19 protein-coding genes are annotated in these 18770 nt (G+C 71.4%); 9 read left to right on the top strand and 10 right to left on the bottom strand.

The annotated features are described in order from the left end of the window. Positions 1 to 8 precede the first annotated feature (8 nt). Positions 9 to 1271, bottom strand: coding sequence for a DUF7159 family protein (locus FZ046_RS28180; RefSeq protein WP_149484303.1), 1263 nt, complete (start codon positions 1269 to 1271; stop codon positions 9 to 11). Positions 1272 to 1489: 218 nt separating this feature from the next. Here FZ046_RS28180 and FZ046_RS20355 point away from each other — a divergent pair, with 218 nt between their 5' ends. Together FZ046_RS20355 and FZ046_RS20350 are read left to right on the top strand one after the other, a co-directional pair. Beyond that, positions 1490 to 2953 (top strand): peptide MFS transporter, encoded by a 1464-nt coding sequence (locus FZ046_RS20355; RefSeq protein ID WP_070353237.1) that lies wholly within the window; start codon positions 1490 to 1492, stop codon positions 2951 to 2953. Between the two features lie 105 nt (positions 2954 to 3058). Further along, positions 3059 to 3301, top strand: a complete 243-nt coding sequence (locus FZ046_RS20350; RefSeq protein ID WP_125939714.1) for a hypothetical protein — start codon at positions 3059 to 3061, stop codon at positions 3299 to 3301. Between the two features lie 21 nt (positions 3302 to 3322). Here the strand turns inward: FZ046_RS20350 and FZ046_RS20345 are convergent, their stop codons facing one another. Then, positions 3323 to 4270 carry a threonine ammonia-lyase gene (locus tag FZ046_RS20345; protein WP_070353226.1) on the bottom strand — a complete coding sequence of 316 codons (948 nt, stop codon included), beginning with the start codon at positions 4268 to 4270 and terminating at the stop codon, positions 3323 to 3325. A 102-nt stretch (positions 4271 to 4372) separates the two neighbouring features. Here FZ046_RS20345 and FZ046_RS20340 point away from each other — a divergent pair, with 102 nt between their 5' ends. Further along, entirely contained in the window at positions 4373 to 4846 is a 474-nt protein-coding gene (locus FZ046_RS20340) for an acyl-CoA thioesterase (protein ID WP_070353236.1), read from the top strand. After that, positions 4843 to 5892 (top strand): agmatinase, encoded by a 1050-nt coding sequence (gene speB, locus FZ046_RS20335; RefSeq protein ID WP_070353225.1) that lies wholly within the window; start codon positions 4843 to 4845, stop codon positions 5890 to 5892. Before FZ046_RS20340 ends, speB begins: the two co-directional genes overlap by 4 nt. Positions 5893 to 5902: 10 nt before the next feature. Here the strand turns inward: speB and FZ046_RS20330 are convergent, their stop codons facing one another. The 5 genes from FZ046_RS20330 to FZ046_RS20310 all read right to left on the bottom strand — a co-directional run bounded on the left by FZ046_RS20330 (position 5903) and on the right by FZ046_RS20310 (position 10853). Further along, positions 5903 to 6760: a cyclopropane mycolic acid synthase family methyltransferase gene (locus FZ046_RS20330; protein ID WP_176749563.1), complete on the bottom strand. Its 858-nt coding sequence runs from the start codon at positions 6758 to 6760 to the stop codon at positions 5903 to 5905. Positions 6761 to 6925: 165 nt separating this feature from the next. Next, positions 6926 to 7219 (bottom strand): putative quinol monooxygenase, encoded by a 294-nt coding sequence (locus FZ046_RS20325; protein ID WP_070353223.1) that lies wholly within the window; start codon positions 7217 to 7219, stop codon positions 6926 to 6928. Between the two features lie 17 nt (positions 7220 to 7236). Next, the gene (locus FZ046_RS20320) at positions 7237 to 8148 is read right to left on the bottom strand and encodes a TIGR03854 family LLM class F420-dependent oxidoreductase (RefSeq protein WP_246182823.1); all 912 of its coding nucleotides are present in this window, start codon (positions 8146 to 8148) and stop codon (positions 7237 to 7239) included. 90 nt (positions 8149 to 8238) lie between these two features. After that, a complete protein-coding gene (locus tag FZ046_RS20315; protein WP_070353221.1) occupies positions 8239 to 8676 on the bottom strand; it encodes a hypothetical protein in 438 nt (145 codons plus the stop codon). A gap of 233 nt (positions 8677 to 8909) precedes the next feature. Next, positions 8910 to 10853, bottom strand: a complete 1944-nt coding sequence (locus FZ046_RS20310) for a flavin-containing monooxygenase (RefSeq protein WP_070353220.1) — start codon at positions 10851 to 10853, stop codon at positions 8910 to 8912. A 110-nt stretch (positions 10854 to 10963) separates the two neighbouring features. Between FZ046_RS20310 and FZ046_RS20305 the strand changes: the two genes are divergently transcribed. Together FZ046_RS20305 and FZ046_RS20300 are read left to right on the top strand one after the other, a co-directional pair. Continuing rightward, positions 10964 to 11362 (top strand): hypothetical protein, encoded by a 399-nt coding sequence (locus tag FZ046_RS20305; protein ID WP_176749562.1) that lies wholly within the window; start codon positions 10964 to 10966, stop codon positions 11360 to 11362. 40 nt (positions 11363 to 11402) lie between these two features. Continuing rightward, positions 11403 to 12689 (top strand): cytochrome P450, encoded by a 1287-nt coding sequence (locus FZ046_RS20300; protein WP_070353218.1) that lies wholly within the window; start codon positions 11403 to 11405, stop codon positions 12687 to 12689. Here the strand turns inward: FZ046_RS20300 and FZ046_RS20295 are convergent. The 3 genes from FZ046_RS20295 to FZ046_RS20285 all read right to left on the bottom strand — a co-directional run bounded on the left by FZ046_RS20295 (position 12686) and on the right by FZ046_RS20285 (position 15434). Continuing rightward, positions 12686 to 13168, bottom strand: a complete 483-nt coding sequence (locus tag FZ046_RS20295) for a hypothetical protein (RefSeq protein ID WP_070353217.1) — start codon at positions 13166 to 13168, stop codon at positions 12686 to 12688. The genes FZ046_RS20300 and FZ046_RS20295 overlap by 4 nt on opposite strands. A gap of 107 nt (positions 13169 to 13275) precedes the next feature. Continuing rightward, positions 13276 to 14388 carry a glycosyltransferase gene (locus FZ046_RS20290; protein WP_070353216.1) on the bottom strand — a complete coding sequence of 371 codons (1113 nt, stop codon included), beginning with the start codon at positions 14386 to 14388 and terminating at the stop codon, positions 13276 to 13278. A gap of 86 nt (positions 14389 to 14474) precedes the next feature. Then, positions 14475 to 15434: a dienelactone hydrolase family protein gene (locus FZ046_RS20285; RefSeq protein ID WP_070353215.1), complete on the bottom strand. Its 960-nt coding sequence runs from the start codon at positions 15432 to 15434 to the stop codon at positions 14475 to 14477. A gap of 67 nt (positions 15435 to 15501) precedes the next feature. On the opposite strand from FZ046_RS20285, the gene FZ046_RS20280 reads away from it, so the two are divergent. The 3 genes from FZ046_RS20280 (at position 15502) to FZ046_RS20270 (ending at position 18764) form a co-directional block, all read left to right on the top strand. Further along, positions 15502 to 16428 carry an SDR family oxidoreductase gene (locus tag FZ046_RS20280; RefSeq protein WP_070353235.1) on the top strand — a complete coding sequence of 309 codons (927 nt, stop codon included), beginning with the start codon at positions 15502 to 15504 and terminating at the stop codon, positions 16426 to 16428. Between the two features lie 76 nt (positions 16429 to 16504). After that, positions 16505 to 18292 (top strand): N-acyl-D-amino-acid deacylase family protein, encoded by a 1788-nt coding sequence (locus FZ046_RS20275; protein WP_083298220.1) that lies wholly within the window; start codon positions 16505 to 16507, stop codon positions 18290 to 18292. After that, on the top strand, positions 18282 to 18764 hold the full coding sequence (locus FZ046_RS20270) for a nuclear transport factor 2 family protein (RefSeq protein WP_070353213.1): 483 nt from the start codon (positions 18282 to 18284) through the stop codon (positions 18762 to 18764). Before FZ046_RS20275 ends, FZ046_RS20270 begins: the two co-directional genes overlap by 11 nt. Positions 18765 to 18770: the final 6 nt, after the last annotated feature.

Genomic DNA, 18770 nt, shown 5'->3' with positions numbered 1-18770 from the left:
GGTCGGTGCTACTGACCGGGGACGTACGGCGACTGGTACTGCTCGTCGTCACCAAACCGCAGCTTGTCGCGGATGCGCGACAGGATGCCCGGCTTCTTCGTCGGCGCCGGGGCGTAGTTCGGAACCAGCGGGCCCGGGGCGGTCTGCGGTGGCGACGCGACGACCGGCGGGGCCACCAGCGCGGGATCGGTCGCCGGCACCTCGGCGGGTGGGTACTCGGGCGCGGCCACCGGCGGCTCCTCGACGGCGGCCGGGGCCTCCGGAACGAAGGCGGTCTCGGGCGCCTGGGCGATCTCGACCGGCGGTGCCTCGGGGGCCGGTGCCGGCGCTTCCGGGGCAGGCGGCAGCGCCTCGGGCGACGGCGGGACGGCGACGGGCGGCGACAGCACCGACGGCACGGCCCGCGCGGCGACCGGTGCGGCCGGGGCGTCGGCCGCGGCCGCCGGCTGCGGCGACGGCGCGTCGTGGGTCGGCGTCACCTCGAGGCTGATCGCCACCGACACCGACGCGACGAACGTGACCACACCGGCGACCAGCAGCGCGGCAGGAGCCATCGGCAGCCGCGCACGCCGGGAGCGGGGTGCGGCGTGGCTGCGCGTGGCGAACGCGGCGAACTCGTCGTCCAAGGGCGCGTCGCCGGTCTGCGCGGATGCCAGCGCCGCGCCACGCGCGAGTGCCAGCTGCGCCTCCTCGGGCGCGTACACCGGCACCGACAGGACGTCCTCGAGGAACGGTGCCACGGTGCTGAAGTCGCCGGCCGATCCCACCAGCACCAGCGCCTCGGGCTGCCAGTCGGCCCGGGTGAAGATGGTGCTGAGCCACCCGGCGAGGCTCTCGTCGGAGTCGATCGCATGGTTGAAGGCGGTCTGGACCGCGCCGTCGCGGGCGTTGACGATGAGCGTGATCACGGCGTCGGGCTCGACGACGCACACCGCGGTGGTGTCGTGCCCGATCACCTCGGCCATCCCCCGCGCGAGCGCCTCGGTGGCCGCCGGCATCCGGACCGGCACGACGTTGTCGAAGCCGGCGTCGGCCAACGAGCGGATGAGCACGGACGCCTCGGCGTCGGCGTCCTCGCTCCACGTGACGCCGATGGAGTGCAGCCGCAGGCCGCGTTCGGCGGCGAGGGCCTCGGTGCGGCGGACCGCGTCAGCGGCCCGTTCCGGGGTGTCGACGGCGTCGGTCCGCACGTCGAAGGCGTTGCCGTCCATCGTGGCGCCGTCGGCGTCCTGCCCTCCGACGAGCACCACGCCGACGGAATGGGGCGTCATCGACAACCCGAGTACTGCGTCCACACGCATCCCTTCGGACCACGCGGCGGCCACCTCGAACGGCCTCCAGCCCTGACGCGGGACGGTTCGATCGGCGCGGACGCGCGAGCCTCCGCGGCACGAGGCGTGGCCACCTCATCTGTGGTGACCCTACCCAACCGAGGCGCCGGAGGCGCAACCGCTGGGTGGCGTTCGGACCGACGTGGCAGGGTGACCGCATGACTTCGGGGCATCGAGAAACGCTCGTCGGGGGCCGGACCGTGTTCGGTCACCCCATCGGGCTGGTCAACCTGTTCGGCGTCGAACTGTGGGAACGGTTCTCGTTCTACGGGATGCTGACGATCCTCGGCTACTACCTGTACTACTCGGTGACCGATGGCGGGCTGGGACTGCCGCAGAGCACCGGCACGGGCATCGTCGGCGCCTACGGCGGTCTGGTGTACCTGTCGACGGTCCTCGGCGGGTGGATCGCCGACCGGCTGCTGGGCATGGAGCGCACCGTCTTCTACGGCGGCGTGGTCGTGATGCTCGGGCACATCGCGCTGGCGGTGCTGCCCGGCCTCACCGGAGTCGGCGTCGGCCTGGTGCTGGTGGCCCTCGGCTCGGGCGCACTCAAGGCGAACGCGTCGTCGCTGCTCGGGACGCTCTACGACAAGGGCGACGCCCGCCGCGACGGCGGCTTCACGCTCTTCTACCTCGGCATCAACCTCGGCGCCTTCGTCGGGCCGCTGATCACCGGCCTGCTGCAGACCCGGGTGGGCTTCCACTACGGGTTCGGTGCGGCGGCCATCGGCATGGCGCTCGGTCTGGTGCAGTACGTCGCGTTCCGCCGCAATCTCGGCGACCATGGCCGCCACGTGCCCAACCCGCTACCCAACGCGCACGCCGTCCGCTACGTCGCCATGGCGGTCGTGGTGCTGGTGATCGTCGGCGTCGCGCTGGCGACCGGCATCGTGACGCTGGCGAACCTCTCGCAGGTGACCACCGCCGTCATCATCGCCGCGTCGGTCGCGTACTTCGCGGTGATGCTGACCAGCGCCAAGGTCGAGCCGGTCGAGAAGACGCGGGTGCGCGCCTTCATCCCGCTGTTCATCGCGAACGCCGTGTTCTGGTCGCTGTTCCAGCAGATCTTCACGGTGCTGGCGGTGTACTCCGACGAGCGCATGGACTGGTCGATCTTCGGGTGGACGGCGCCCTCGAGCTGGATCGGCTCGATCGAACCGGTGTGGATCATCGCGCTGTCCCCGCTGTTCGCCGCGCTGTGGACGCGGCTGGGCAACCGTGCCCCCACCACGCCCCGCAAGTTCTCCTACGGCGTCATGGGCATGGGTGCGGCGTTCCTGCTGTTCCTGCCGATGGCGGGGAGCACGGGCCGCACGGTGCCCGCGCTGGCGGTCGCGGCGATCCTCGCGGTGTTCGCCATCTCGGAGCTGATGATCTCGCCGATCGGCCTGGCGGTGACCACGCAGCTCGCCCCGGAGGCATTCCGCGCCCAGATGATGGCGCTGTACTTCTTCTCGGTCGGCCTCGGCACCTCGATGTCCGGCGTGCTGGCCGGCTACTACGACCCGGCCCGCGAGGCGGCGTACTTCGGCATCCTCGGCGCGGTGACCATCGTGGTGGGCGTGGTGGTGTGGGCACTCTCGGGATGGATCAGCCGCCACATGGAGGGCGTGCACTGACGGCGGTGACCAAAGCGTGACCGTGGCTTGACCGGATCTACGGGTCCGCAGCGCGATGATGTGATCACGGTCACGTCAGGGGCCGTCACGGTGCAGGAGGCAGCGATGGTCAAGACCCTCGACGCAACGACATTCGACCCGGGGACCCTCGAGGCGGGGACCCTCGACGCGGGGACCCAGGACGTGGTCTACGTGCACTCCCTCGGTCTGGCGCACGCGACGGCGGCGTGCACCTGCGGGTGGTCCGGACGACGCCGCATCCTGCGCGCCGCGGCCGAGCAGGACGCCTGGCTGCATGCGATGGCCGAGCGCTGCCAGGTGGCCTCGCCGCTCGTGCTCACCTGGTAGGCGAACCCGACGCGGCCGCGCTCAGCCGGCGAGCAGCTCGGCCAGCAGAGCGGGTTCGACGTTGCCGCCCGAGAGCACCATGACCGTCCTGCCCGCGGGCGTGCCGACGGCACGGTAGGCGGCCAGCGCGACGGCGCCGCTCGGCTCGGCGACGAGGTGGGCGCGCACCGCCAGCTCCCGCACCGCCGCGCGAATGTCGTCCTCGGACACCGTGATCAGGTCGTCGAGCACGTGTCGCAGGTGCGCGAAGGTCAGCTCCGAGGGCTGGGACCGCAGGCCGTCGGCGATCGTGCGGTTGCGGTCGGTGATCGACCAGTCGACCCGCCGTCCGGCGGCGAGCCCGGCGGCGGTGTCGGCGGCCAGCTCCGGTTCCACGCCGATCACGCGCGCCCGGGGGCACAGCGCCTTGACGGCCGTCCCGATGCCGGAGGCGAGGCCGCCGCCGCTCACCGGCACCAGCAGCACGTCGAGCCCGGGAAGGTCCTCGGCGATCTCCAGGCCGATGGTGCCCTGCCCGGCGATCACGTCGGGGTGGTCGAACGGCGGGATCAGCACCGCGCCGGTGTCGGCCACCAGCTGCTCGGCCACCCGCTCCCGTTCACCCGCGCCGCACAGCACCACCTCGGCGCCCCAGGTGCGGGTGGCCGCCACCTTCACCGGCGGCGTCTCCTCCGGCATGACGATCCAGGCCCGAATCCCGTAGTGCGCGGCGGCGTGGGCGACGGCTTGGGCGTGGTTGCCGCTGGAGTAGGCCACCACTCCCCCGGCGCGCGTCGGGTGGTCCAGCGCCGCGATCGCGTTGAACGCGCCGCGCACCTTGAAGGCGCCGATCGCCTGGAGGTTCTCCGGTTTGATCCACAGCGGGCGTTCGGGGTCCGCCCACGGCGCGGGAACCAGCGGCGTGCGCACGACCGATCCGCGGATGCGGTCGGCGGCCGCACGGACGTCGTCGAGCGAGATGAGATCCATGCTGCTCCTCCCGGCATTCCTGGCGTGGGGATCGTATCCGGCATGCCGCGGCGTCGATCGTTGCCGGGCGGACCTGCACACGGCAGGGTGGCGGTCGTGTCGATGCCGTTCGCCCTGCCCGTCGTGCCGCGCTACATGGAAGTGGATCAGCAGGGGGTGGTCTTCAACGGGCACTACCTGACGTGGTTCGACGAAGCGGCCACGGCGCTGTTCGACCACCTCGGCGTCTCGTTCCCCGATCTCGCGGCCGACGGCTACGACATGCAGGTGGTGCATGCCGACGTCGACTACCTCGCGCCGGTGCGGTGGCGTGACGCGGTCCGAATTCCGGTGCAGTGCAGTCGCATCGGCACGACGAGCTTCACGCTCGGCTTCGAGGTGTGGCGCCGCGGTTCGGGTGACGACACCGAACGCCTCGCGGTGCGCGGGGCGAACGTCTACGTGGTGGTGTCCAATCGGGACTGGACCAAGCGCGCCATTCCGGAGGTGCTCGCCTCGGCCCTGCGGGCGGCCGCCGCGTCCACGACATCCGTTGCGCCGCAGGGTGTGCGAACGGACGGTACTCTCACCCCATGAGCCACGGCCACCACCACGAGGATCCCGACGCGCCACGGCGGGAGCTGCCCCCGGGGCTGGCCGAGCAGCTCGACCTGCCCTACGCCGGCATGGCCTCCTTCGGGCACCGGCCGTTCCTCACCGAGACCGAGCAGCTGGAATCGTGGCGCCCCGACGTCGCCATCGTCGGCGCGCCGTTCGACGTCGCGACGACCAACCGGCCGGGGGCGCGCTTCGGCCCGCGTGCGATCCGCGCCACCGCCTACGAGCCGGGCACCTATCACATGGACCTCGGCCTGGAGATCTTCGACTGGCTGGAGGTCGTCGACTTCGGCGACGCCTACTGTCCGCACGGCCTGACCGAGGTGTCGCACAACAACATTCGCGAGCGTGTCCAAGCCGTCGCCTCGCGCGGCATCGTGCCCGTCGTGCTCGGCGGGGACCACTCGATCACCTGGCCGTCGGCCACGGCGGTCGCCGACGTCCACGGCTACGGCAACGTCGGCATCGTGCACTTCGACGCGCACGCCGACACCGCGGACATCATCGACGGGAACCTCGCAAGCCACGGCACGCCGATGCGGCGGCTGATCGAATCGGGTGCCGTGCCCGGCACGCACTTCGTGCAGGTCGGGCTGCGCGGCTACTGGCCGCCGCAGGACACGTTCGAGTGGATGCAGGAGCAGGGCATGGTGTGGCACACCATGCAGGAGATCTGGGAGCGCGGCTTCAAGGCCGTCATGGTTGATGCCGTCGGCGAGGCGTTGGCGAAGGCCGACAAGCTGTACCTCTCCGTCGACATCGACGTGCTCGACCCGGCGCACGCACCGGGCACCGGCACACCGGAACCGGGCGGCATCACCAGCGCCGACCTGCTGCGCATGGTGCGTCAGCTGTGCCGTGAGCACGACGTCGCCGGGGTCGACGTGGTCGAGGTCGCCCCGGCCTACGACCACGCCGAACTGACCGTCAACGCCGCGCACCGGGTGGTGTTCGAGGCGCTCGCCGGCATGGCGGCGCGGCGCCGCGACGCCGCCGGTGCGACGCCGGGGCCGCCCGGCAGGTGACCCGCGGGAGCTACGAGCCCTTGGTCAGCGTGAACTGGCAGACGTCGGTGTAGCCCTCGCGGAACAGGTCGGCGCAACCGGTCAGGTACTTCATGTACCGGTCGTAGACCTCCTGCGACTGGATCGCGATGGCCTCTTCGCGGTGCGCCTCCAGCGCCGCCGACCACAGGTCCAGCGTCCGCGCGTAGTGCAGCCGCAGCGGCTGCACCAGCTTCACCTCGAAGCCGGCCGCGGTGGCGTGCCGCTTGACCGTGACGGGCTGCGGGAGATCGCCGCCCGGGAAGATCTCGTCCATGATGAACTTGAAGAAGCGCAGCTTGGTCATGGTGACCGGCAGCCCGCGCTCCGCGAATTCCTCGTCGTCGGGCTTGACGATGGTGTGGAGCATCATCGTGCCGTCGGCGGGCAGCGCGTCGTAGGCCATCTTGAAGAAGTCGTCGTACCGGTCGCGGCCGAAGTGCTCGAAGGCGCCGATCGACACGATGCGGTCCACCGGCTCGTGGAACTGCTCCCAGCCCTGCAGCAGCACCCGCTTCTCGCGCGGGCTGTCGATGCCGTCGAGCACCTTCTGTACGTGCGCCTGCTGGTTGCGGCTCAGCGTCAGGCCCACGACGTTCACGTCGTACTTCTCGATGGCGCGCCGGATGGTCGCACCCCAGCCGCAGCCCACGTCGAGCAGCGTCATCCCCGGCTCGAGGCCCAGCTTGCCCAGGGAGAGGTCGATCTTCGCTCGCTGTGCTTCCTCGAGCGTCATGTCGTCGCGCTCGAAGTACGCGCAGCTGTAGGTCTGCGTCGGATCGAGGAAGAGCCGGAAGAAGTCGTCGGACAGGTCGTAGTGCGCCTGCACGTCCTCGAAGTGCGGTTGCATGTCCTTGGTGTTGCTCGTGCTGTCTGACAAGACCTGGCCCTTCGATTCGTCTCGAACGTCTCTCGAGGCTCCACCGTGCTCGGGAGCCTTTCGGCGTACTTCGCGCAGTGTAAGCACAGTACCGGTTGGTCCTGAAACGGCCGAAACCCGCCAATCGGGGTTCGTTCAGGGCCGACGGCCGCGCGACGCGTCCCATTCGGTGACGTCGGCGTCGAGGATCGCGAGGGTCTGGTCGGCGTCGGGGCCGCTGCCCCGGAAGGCGTCGACCGCCTGCTGCGACTCCCACCGCTCGTAGACGTTGATCCGGCCGGGGTCGATGGGGTCGGCGCTGATGGCGAAGTCCAGACAGCCGTCCGCCGAGCGCGCCCGTTCGACGACGGCGAGGCAGCCCGCCAGGTAGTCGGCCCGGGTCACCGGGTCGACGCGTAGATGGCCGCCGACGATGACGTGTGTCGGCATGGTCGCTCCTCGTGCGCTCAGTTCTCCCGGGGCAGCAGTTCGGCGGCGAACCGGGTGACGAAGTCTTCGAGCCGGCCGTCGTCTCCAGATTGGCCAGCGCCGACCGGCCTGATCACGAACTTGGACACGCCCGCGGCGATGAACTCATCGAGGCGCCGGTGCAGCGTCGGCCAGCCGTCGGCGATCAGCTCGGACGGATCGACGTCTGGTCGGCGTCGCCGGACCGCGGCCGCGACCTCGTCGTCGAGCCCGCCGTCGCTCACCGCGAGGTTGATCCCGTAGTGGTCGGCGTCGATGGTGCGGCCCGCGTCGGCGGCGGCGCGCTCGATCGTCTCCCGGGCCATGCGCGCCTCGCCCGGGGTGAGGAAGCTGCCCAGCCAGCCGTCGCCCAGCCGGCCGATGCGACGCAACCCGGCCGGAGCGGAACCGCCGAGCCAGATGTCAAGGGGCCGCGCGGGCCGCGGCGCAACCGCCACGTCGGACACCGAGAAGAACTCGCCGTCGAACGATCCGCTGCTGGTGAGCGCGTGCCGCAACAGGCGCAGCGACTCGTCGAACACCGCACCCCGTCGTCCGTCGGCGACGGGGAACGCCTGCCGCTCGGCGGGCAGAGCCGACTGCAGCCCGAACACCGGCAGCACCCGTTTCGGCGCCAGCGCGGCCAGCGATGCGAGCTGCTTGGCGACGAGTACCGGGTGGCGTCCTGGCAGTACCGCGACCGAGGTGCCGACCTTCAGCCGGGTGGTGCGGGCCAGCGCGTGCGCCATGCCGATGAACGGGTCGACCGCCGGTGAGTACACCAGTTCGGAGAACCAGAGCGAATCGATGCCGAGCGCCTCGAGCCGGTCGACGAGGGCGGGCAGCTCGTGCGGCGCGACGTCACCCGCCAGGCCGACGCCGAAGCGGACCTTGAGATCAGGTGTGCTCACCATGCCAGTCAACCCGATGGACCCCGGCACCGCTCCGGCGCAGCGCCACTCGTGAGGTGGACGCCGCGCCGGACGGCGTCGGGTGAGCGCCTAGCGGACGCCGGCGCCGAAGATCGGGATCCACTGGCCGAACAGCCAGATGCCCCACTGCGCGTTGCCGTCGTTCCAGACCGGCGCGGCGTCATAGCCCCAGTAGTTCACCCGGCCCGGCAGTGGACCGCCGTTCCACTGCAGCGGCGGCGGCGGACCCCAGCCCCACGGCGGCGGGCCGTTGCGGTCGTCCCACCACTCGTGGGAGTTGTTGGCCCACCACGGGCCCTTGTCGTCGTTGCCGCGGCCGTTTCCGTGGCCGTTCCCGTTGCCCGGACCGTTGCCACACCCGGGCGGGCAGAACGGGCCGTCGTGTCCGTGTCCCGGCTTCAGCGGTAGCGGTGCCGAGGGCGCCGCCGACGCGATGGGAACGGTCCCCAGGACCGATCCGAGGCCGACGCCGCCGGCGATGAGGACGCCGCCGACCATCCTGGTCATGCGATTCATGGTGGTGTCACTTCCTTCCGTGTCCCCGACCCGCGGTCCACGGTGAACGACGCCCGATGCGCGCCGTTCATTCCGTCGCGATGACTGCGGGTTCCACCTAGGACGTCGGGCACGCGCAGCCGTGCCGTTACGACGCGCTGGTCAGAGACGGTTCCCGGAGAGGGGTGCGGCGTCGAACCCGTCGCGATGTGGAAGCGACGGAAGAACCTCGTGCGTCGCGTCCGTCACACCCGGATGACGAAGTCCGACGGGTCGGGCGTCCGCGTCCACGTCCAGTAGTCCACGAGTCGCCACGGGCTCAGGCCGTACACCTCGCCGTCGTCGTTCTTGTAGAAGGAGTGCTCGATCGAGGGGTGGGCCCACACCAGCGTGCGCATCTCGGCCTGGCTGCGGCGCACCCACTCGTCGCAGACCTCCTGGCGCGGTTCCATCGACCGGGCACCGTGGTCGGCGAGGTGCGTCAGGCACTGGGTGATGTAGCGCATCTGGCACTCGGAATGGAAGATGAGGCTGCCCCCGCTGGCGAGGTTGGTTCCGGGACCGTACATGCAGAACAGGTTCGGGAAGCCGGGCACGGTGATGCCGAGGTGTGCGAACGGTCGCTGACCCCAACGGCTTTCGAGGTCGACGCCGTCCGTGCCGAGGATCGTCATCGGCCACAGCATGCGGTTGGCGTGGAATCCCGTGGCGTACACGATCACGTCGACGGGGTGCCGGACGCCGTCGGTGGTGACCACGGCATCGGGGTCGATGCGGGCGATCGGCGTGCGCACCAGGTCCACGTCGTCGCGCGTCAGGGTGCGCAACCAGCTGCCGTTGTCCTGCAGCGTCCGCTTGCCGGTGGCCGGATAGTCGGGAACGACCTTGGCGGCCAATGCCTCGTCGCCGTCGAGCTGGCTGGTGATCCACTCGGTGAACATCACTCGGGTGATCTCGTTGATCTCGCTCACCGCACGCTGCTGGTCGGGGAAGTCGGGATCGACGCGTGCCGCGTCGAGACCCTTGTCGCAGCCCGGCCAGAACAGCAGGAACCGGTACCACCGTCCGTAGAACGGCAGGTGCCGCAACGCCCAGCGCTTCCCCGGTCCCACGGCGGCGTGGTAGTTGGGGTTCGGGAACATCCACTGCGCGGTCCGCTGGAACACGGTCAGGTGGGCGACGTCGTCGGCGATGGCGGGGGCGATCTGGAAGCCGCTGGCGCCGGCGCCGATCATCGCGACCCTCCTACCGTCGAGCGGCACGTCGTGGTCCCACTCCGCGGAGTGGAACGACGGACCGCCGAACGACGCCATCCCGGGGATGTCGGGCAGCTTGGGCCGGTTCAACTGCCCGACGGCGCTAATCACCGCCCGGGCCGTCAGCTCCTCGACCCGGCCCTGCCGGTCGCGCGTCGACACCGTCCACGTCGCGGTGGCCTCGTCCCACCGGGCGGAGGTCACCTCGGTGTGCCACCGCACGTGCTCGCGGATGCCGTGGCGGTCCATGACGCGCTCGAAGTAGGCCCGTAGTTCCGGCTGCTCGGCGAAGAAGTGCGTCCATTCGTCCGACGGCTCGAAGCTGTAGCAGTAGAAGTGGTTCCCCACGTCGACCCGCGCTCCGGGATAGGTGTTGTGGTGCCACGTTCCGCCGGGGCCGCCGCTGCGCTCGACGATGGTGAACGGGATGCCGGCCTCGCGCAGCCGGATGCCGGCCAGCAGCCCGGACTCGCCGCAGCCGATGACGATCACCGGGAAGGCCGCGCGCGCCTCCCGGTCGACGCCCGCGGCGTGCGGGCCGTCGGGAGCCCGGCCGTCGCGGCCGTCGAGTTCCATCTCCTCGAGCACCATCGGCACGTACTCGTTGGGCACGGGTTCGCAGACCAGCCACTCCATCATCTCCTTGAGCAGCTCCGGGCCGATGGGTTCCGGTTCCGGACAGCCACGGTCGCGGTAGTCGCGGATCACGTCGAGGGCCAGGCGGCGCACGGCCGCCTTGTCCGGCTCGGACATGTACCCCTGCACCTCGTTCAGGAACAACCCGGCCGGCCGCAGGTTGCCGCGGATGAGGTCGGGGTTGCCGGACATGTGGACCAGCGACAGCATCAGCGTCGGGATGCTGACGTCGCACAGCGCGTCGGCGATCTCGTCGTCCGACGTCGTAAAGGGTTGTCCGGCATGTGGGTTGCGCACCGTTCGGTGCTACCACGTTTCTCGGTGCCCCGCGGGGGTATCTGGCTGCGGTGACCGAGACATCCGTTGACCACGACGCGTCCGACCGGCCGGCGGACTTCGACCGGAAGTTGCCCGACGACGTCACCGACGAGACCGTCGAAGCGGTCGGGTCGGTCTCCGAGGCCCTCGAGTGGGTGGAGCGCGCCCGCGGTCATCTCTACGAATTCCACCAGCTGATGGGTCGTGCCGACCTGCTCCTGGGCGAGGCGTGCGACAAGTTGCGCGACGCCGGACACGCCGAGGTGGCCGACCGGCTGGCGACGGAGATGGTCGGTCGCAACGTGCTCTACGGACGGTGGACCTTTCAGATCGTCGAGGACTTCGACGACAACTACTGGTCGGTGCTGCGCGACCACGAGCGGCGCGTGCGCGACGAGCTGCAGCAGGGGTACCGGCACGTCTTCGAGGCGCGCATGAAGGAAGACCGGCGCACCCACGGCAGGTCGGGGCACGAGGGCAGGCCCTGACGCTAGGCTCCACCGCAGCGGTTCTGCAACGGGAGGCAGCGTGGCCATAGCCGAACGGGTGAACGGCACACCGCCTCCAGAGGTGCCGCTGGACCGGATCGACCTGGGGTCGTGGGACTTCTGGGCCCAGGACGACGACGTCCGCGACGGCGCCTTCGCCACGCTGCGGCGCGCGGCCCCGGTGTCGCTGCACGCGGAGTTCATGGAGGGCGGCCGCGGCCACTGGGCGGTGACCCGCTACGACGACGTCTTCCACGCCAGCCGGCATCCGGAGATCTTCAGCTCCGCCCAAGGCATCACGATCGGCGACCAGACGCCCGAACTCGCCGAGTACTTCGGGTCGATGATCGCGCTCGACGATCCCCGGCACACCCGGCTGCGCGGCATCGTGCGCAGCGCCTTCACCCCGCGCGTGCTCGCGGTGATCGAGGACGCGGTGCGCGACCGCGCGCGCCGCCTGGTCACCGACATGGTGGCCAAGCACCCCGACGGGTGTGCCGACCTGGTGACGGAGTTCGCGGGGCCGCTCCCCCTGCAGATCATCTGCGACATGATGGGCATCCCGGAGGCCGATCACGACCGGATCTTCGGCTGGACCAACGTGATCCTCGGCTTCGGCGACCCCGACATCACCACGGACTTCGACGAGTTCTTCCGCGTGGCGATGGACATCGGCGCCTACGCCTCGGCGCTCGCCGACGACCGTCGCGGCCGTCCCGGCGACGACCTGACCACCAGCCTCGTCCGGGCCGAACTCGACGGGGAGCGGTTGACGTCCAGCGAGGTGGCGTCCTTCTTCATCCTGCTCGTCGTCGCCGGCAACGAGACCACCCGCAACGCGATCAGCCACGGCGTGCTGGCCCTGAGCCGTCACCCCGAGCAGCGGGCAGCATGGTGGGAGGACTACGAGGCGCTGGCCCCGACGGCGGTCGAGGAGATCGTGCGGTGGGCGTCTCCGGTGAGCTACATGCGCCGCACCGTGACCCGTGACGTCGAACTGAGCGAGGTCGCGCTCTCGGCCGGCGACAAGGTGACGCTGTGGTACGGCTCGGCCAACCGCGACGAGACCCGCTTCGCCGACCCATGGACCTTCGACCTGGCCCGTCACCCGAACCCGCACGTGGGGTTCGGGGGCGGGGGCGCGCACTTCTGCCTCGGGGCCAACCTCGCGCGTCGCGAGATCACCGTGGCGTTCGAGGAACTGCGCCGTCAGGTGCCGGATCTCGCCGCCGACGCCGAGCCGGACCGGCTGCAGTCGGCGTTCATCCACGGCATCAAGCGGCTGCCCGTGGCGTGGACTCCGCCGGGACCGGCCGCCGCGGGTTAGCGGACGGTCCGGTCGTCCGCTGCGCTCCGACGTCCGGCCCGGTCGTCGGCGACGGTCTGATCGTCGCGAACCACCACGCGGTCCGGCTCGCCGTCCGTGGCACCGTGGGTGGCCTCGTGCGTGGCGTCGTTCGAGGTGCGGGCCCGCGGGTCGATGTGGTCGGCGTGCTCGCGCGCGGCGTCGAGGCGTTCGCGCGACGAGTCCACTTCCTGACGGTGGGCGGCAGCACGGTCGGCCAGCCGCGCCGCCTCGGCGGCCTTCGCCTCCGCCTCGGCCTGCGCGGCACGGGCCTTGGCCTCGGTCTCCTGCATCACCGCGGCGCGCCGGTCCACCCGCTGGGTCTCCTGGTGCACCTCGGCGCGGATCTGCTCGGCCTTGGCGTGGCGGCGTCGATGGTTGGCGCTGCGCATCGCGAACGCGATGACCAGCACCACGAGGACGGCGACGACGGCAACGATGATCCAGGCGGTGGTCGACATGACGAACTCCTTCGGTCGAGGGTCCGGGCGCCCGGACGCTATTGACGTGCCTGCCGATTACGCGGGTGCCCCTCGTCGGGGACCGTCAAACGCGCGGGCGCGGGCCGTCAGGCGGGCGCGGCGCCGAGGGCGGTCAGCATGCCGGCTGCCGACCGCGGCCAGGTGAACTCCTCGGCGCGTCGGCGCGCATGGTGGCGGCGTTCGTGCTCCGGGGTACCGATGACGCCGCGCACGGCGCGGGCGATGGCCTGCGGATGGTTGTCCGCCGCGGCTCCGCTGTCGGCGGTGAGGATCTCCGCCAGCGCCGAGGTCTTCGACACCACCGCCGGGGTGCCGCACGCCAGGGCCTCGAGGGCGGCCAGCCCGAACGTCTCGTGCGGTCCGGGGGCGAGCGCGACGTCCGCGCTCGCGAGGATGGTCGCCACGGTGTCGCGGCAGCCGATGTACCCGGTGAAGTCCACCGGCAGCCGGGCGGCCTGCCGCTCGAGACGGGCGCGCAGCGGACCCTCGCCGACCACCACCAGCCGGGCGTCGGTGCCCGAATCCCGCAGTTCGGCAATGGCGTCGATGCTGCGGTGCACGTGCTTCTCCACCGACAGCCTGCCGCAGTGCACCAGCAGCGTCTGCTCCGGCCGCGCCCACCGGCGCCGGACGTCCACGCTGTGCCGGCGCGGGTGGAACTGGTCGAGGTCGACGCCGAGCGGCACGGTGGCCACGTTGCGGGCGCCGATCCGGTCGAACTCCTCCCGGGCGAAGGCGGTGGTGCAGACCACCGCGTCGTAGTCGGCGGCCGTGCGCCGATTGGCGAGGTCGGCGACCGAGCGGGCCAGCCGCGGCGGCAGCACCTGCCCCACCAGCCGGTCGAGGCGTTCGTGGGAGATCATCACCGTCGCCACCCCGTGCGTGCGGCCCCACCTGCCCAGCGAGCGCAGTGTCAACCGGTCGGAGACCTCGATGGCGTCGGGTTCGAGGCGCTCGAGCAACGTCGTCACGGGATGCGGATGCACGGCTCGGTAGCCGCCGGTGCAGGGAATCCTGCGCGCGGGCAACGAGATCCGGCGCACGCCGGACGGGAGGCGTCGCGCGTCCGGAGATCCGCCCGGGACGATGAGGTACACCTCGTGGCCGGCGGCGCAGTACTCGGCGCCGAGCCGGTCCACGGCGGTGCGCAAGCCGCCCGAGCGTGGCCCGTAGAAATTCGCGACCTGCACCACCCGCATGTCGCACCATCGAATCCGGTGCGCGTGTGCTGACGCGAACGGCCGGTGGGCGGTCGCGTGAACGGGCGGCGAACACGCCCCCTCGGTCAGCCCACGTGCGCGGTCAGCCAGTCCCCCGTCCGTCGCCAGGCGTCCGCCGCGGCGGTCGGGTCGTAGCGCTGTCCGGTGTCGTTGAAGAACGCATGGTCGGCACCCGGCTCGACCACCAGCTCGTGGACCAGGCCGGCGTCGGTGAGCGCGCGTTCGGCCGCCTCACGGGTGGCGTTGACCCGCGCGTCCTTCTCGCCGTAGAAGCCGAGCACGGCGGCGCCCGCAGAACCGGCGAACGAGGCGCCCTCGGGCAGCGGTCCGTAGAACGGGAAGGCCGCGGCCAGTCGTGGTTCCCCAGCGGCCAGCAGCTGCCAGACCAGGCCGCCGCCCATGCAGAAGCCCACCACCGCGAGCTTCACGCCGGGCGTCCGCCGCGCCACCTCGTCGAGTCCGGAACGCAAGTCCGCGACGAACTGCTCGGGCGGGATCGTGCTCAGCGCGGCGGTGGCCTGCGCCGGATCGGTGAAGGCCGCGGTGCCGCCCCGGCCGGACAGCAGATCGATGGCCAGGCTCGAGTAGCCGATGCCGGCGAAGCGTCCTGCGACGGACTTCGCCCAGTCGGTGAGGCCCTTGTTCTCGTGCACCACCAGGATCGCGCCCTTCGGGCTGGCCGCGGCCGCCCAGGCGCCCTGCAGTTCGCCACCGGGTCCCGGCCAGGTGATCGCCGCGGTGGCCACCTCGTTCTCGACGCCGGGCGGTGGCGCGGCGGCGGTCGACGCCGCGGTGGACGACGGCGATCCGCCGGTGGGCGAGGGCGACCCGGAGTCGCCGGTCGACGACCCGGACGACGACGGGGTGGTCGAGCCGTTCTCGCCGCACGCGGCGATCAGGGCGCTCGCGGCGGCGGCGCCCACGCCGAGCAGCGCCATGCGGCGCAGCGCCTCGCGCCGGCTCAGCAGCCCGTCGACGTGATCGGTGGCGATCTCCTCGGCGATGTACCGCTGCAGTGGGGTCACGTTGCCGAGTATGCCCGCATCCGCCGAACCCCCGCTGGGAAGCCGCTGCGAGGCGAATACTGTGCCGATGGAACCGTCCTGGGGCCCGGCGCCGGATCTCCGCGGCCGGGTGGCCGTGGTCGCCGGCGCGACCCGCGGCGCTGGACGGGGCATCGCCGCGGCGCTCGGGGAGGCCGGCGCGACGGTGATCTGCACGGGCCGCAGCAGTGAGACCGGTGGCCTGCCCTCGGATTACGACCGCCCCGAGACCGTGGAGGAGACGGCTCGGCTGGTGACCGAGATGGGGGGCGTCGGCGTCCCGGCCGTCGTGGATCACCTCGACGTCGCCGGGGTCGGCGCGCTGGCCGACCGGTTGAGCGACGCCTACGGGGCCGTGGACGTGCTGGTCAACGACCTGTGGGGGGCCGAGATCCTCAAGGGGCCGCCGTCGTCCTGGAACCGCCCGGTGTGGGAGCACGACCTCGCCGACGGGCTGCGCATCCTGCGACTCGGCATCGACACGCACCTCATCACCGCCCACTGCCTGCTGCCGCTGCTGGTGCGGCGTCCCGGCGGTCTGCTGGTCGAGGTGACCGACGGGACGGCGGAGTTCAATGCGCAGCACTACCGGGTGTCGGTGTTCTACGACCTCGCCAAGGTGGCGGCGAACCGGCTGGCCTTCAGCCACGGCCACGACCTGCTGCCCTACGGCGCCACCGCGGTGTCGGTGACACCCGGCTGGCTGCGCTCGGAGATGATGCTCGCCAACTACGGTGTCGGGGAGGCGAATTGGCGCGCCGCCATGCGGCCCGACCGCGACGACGGCCATCCGGCGGCGCCGCCGGGCTTCGAGGCGTCGGAGAGTCCGCGCTTCCTCGGCCGCGGGATCGCGGCGATGGCCGCCGATCCGCACCGGGCGCGGTGGAATCAACGCTCGGTGAGCTCGGCGGAGCTGGCGCGGCGCTACGGGTTCACCGACATCGACGGGCGGCGACCCGACGCCTGGGCCGAGTAGACAATTTCGAAGAAGTGTTCACGAAGTCGTTGACACGGCCCCCCGGGCGCGGTCGAATGACGACGTGACCTCGTCAGTGACGTACGACACGATCATCCGCAACGGGCTCTGGTTCGACGGGACCGGCGGACCGTCCGCGATCCGCACGATCGGCATCCGCGACGGCCACGTCGTGGAGATCTCCGCCGAGGACCTCGACGCCACCGGCTGCCCGCAGGTCGTCGACGCGGCCGGCAAGTGGGTGCTGCCCGGCATGCTGGACATCCACACGCACTACGACGTCGAGGTGCTCGGCGGTCCGGCGCTCACCGAGTCGCTGCGCCACGGCGTGACGACGGTGATGCTCGGTTCCTGCTCGCTGTCGACCATCCACGTCGACGGCACCGACGCCGGTGATCTGTTCGGACGCGTCGAAGCCATTCCGCGCGAGCACGTGATCGGCGCGGTCGACGCGCACAAGACCTGGCGCACGTGCGAGCAGTACGTCGAGGCGCTCGAGGCCCGCCCGCTCGGGCCGAACGTCGCGGCGTTCATCGGGCACTCCGACATGCGGACCGCCGTGATGGGTCTGGACCGCGCGACCCGCTCCGACGTCCGGCCTACGCGCCGCGAGCAGGCGGAGATGGAGCGCATGCTTGCCGAGGCCCTGCGGGCGGGCTTCGTCGGTCTGTCGTCGCAACAGCTGCTCTTCGACAAGCTCGACGGCGAGACCTGCCGCTCGCGGACCCTGCCGTCCACCTACGCGAAGGCGCGCGAGCTGCGCCGGCTCAAGTCGCTGCTGCGCCGCGCGGGCCGGGTGCTGCAGTCGGGCCCGGACATCGCGAACCCGTTCGACCTCGGCTCACAGCTGTTCCAGTCCCTCGGCATCGTGCGCAACCCGCTCAAGACCAGCCTGCTGTCGGCCGCCGACGTCAAGAGCAACCCCTACGCCATCGTGGCGCTCGGGCCACTCGCCCGGGTGATCAACCGGCTCGGCGGCAACTTCCGCTGGCAGCACCTGCCCGTACCGTTCGAGGTCTACGCCGACGGCATCGACCTGGTGGTGTTCGAGGAGTTCGGCGCCGGTGCGGCTGCGCTGCACCTGTCCGACGAGTTGGAACGCAACGACCTCATGCGCGACGAGGCCTACCGGCGCCGGTTCCGCAAGGACTACGAGAACAGGATGGGCGTGCGGGTCTGGCAGCGCGACTTCTACGACGCCGAGATCGTCGCCTGCCCGGATGCCACCGTCGTCGGCAAGTCCTTCGGCGCGGTCGGCGACGAGCGCGGACTGCACCCGGTCGATGCGTTCCTGGATCTGGTGCTGGACCACGGCAAGGCGCTGCGCTGGCGCACCACGATCTCCAACCACCGCCCCGAGGTGCTGCGGAAGCTCGCCGCCGAACCCGGTGTGCAGATGGGCTTCTCCGACGCCGGGGCGCACCTGCGCAACATGGCGTTCTACAACATGGGCCTGCGACTGTTGCGCCACGTGCGCGACGCGCAGCGGGCGGGCACGCCGTTCATGACCGTCGAGCAGGCGGTGCACCGCCTCACCGGCGAACTCGCCGACTGGTACCGGCTGGACGCCGGCCATCTGCGGGTCGGCGACCGCGCCGATCTCGCGATCATCGACCCGGAGCGACTCGACGAGCGCCTCGACGACTACGCCGAGGAACCGGTCCCGCAGTACGGCGGCCTGTCCCGCATGGTGAACCGCAACGACGACACCGTCACCGCCGTGTTCGTCGGCGGCCGGAGGGTGTTCACCGAAGGCGTGCCCACCGATCTGGTCGGCCGCGCCCGCACCGGACGGTTCCTGCGGGCAGCGCACCGGTCCCCCGCCCCGACCGCAGCCGAGGAGGTGCTGAGCCGTGTCGGTTGAGCAGGTCGCGTCGCCGAGGTCGGTCGAGGACGCCGTGCGCGGGCTGTGGCGCGCGCTGTCCGACCGGGATTGGGACGGCGTGCGGGCGCACGTGTCCGACGACTGCATCTACCTCGACGTCCCAGTGGGTCCGACGGCGGCGGCCAAGGGCGGCGAGGACATCGTGAAGCGATTGAAGATCGGGCTCGCCCCGCTGGCCTCCTACGAGAACTTCGACGGTCTGCTGCTCGCCGACGGCCCCCACGTGATGTACGAACACCACGAGGAGTGGCACTGGGAGACGGGCGAATCGGCGGTCCTGCGGTTCGTCTCGGTGCACCGGGTGGAGGAACGCGACGGGCGCCTGGTGGTGACGCTGTGGAAGGACTACTGGGACATGGGCGCGCTGGCCAACCATGCGCCGCCGACCTGGCTCGCCGACTTCGCGAACGCGGACACCAGCTGGATCTACGACGCCACCGGCGAGGTCTAGGGTCGC

It is taken from the genome of Mycolicibacterium grossiae, assembly GCF_008329645.1.
GTDB lineage: Bacteria > Actinomycetota > Actinomycetes > Mycobacteriales > Mycobacteriaceae > Mycobacterium > Mycobacterium grossiae.
The sequence above is the reverse complement of the archived record's forward strand: the minus strand, read 5'-3'. Positions and strand labels throughout refer to the sequence as shown.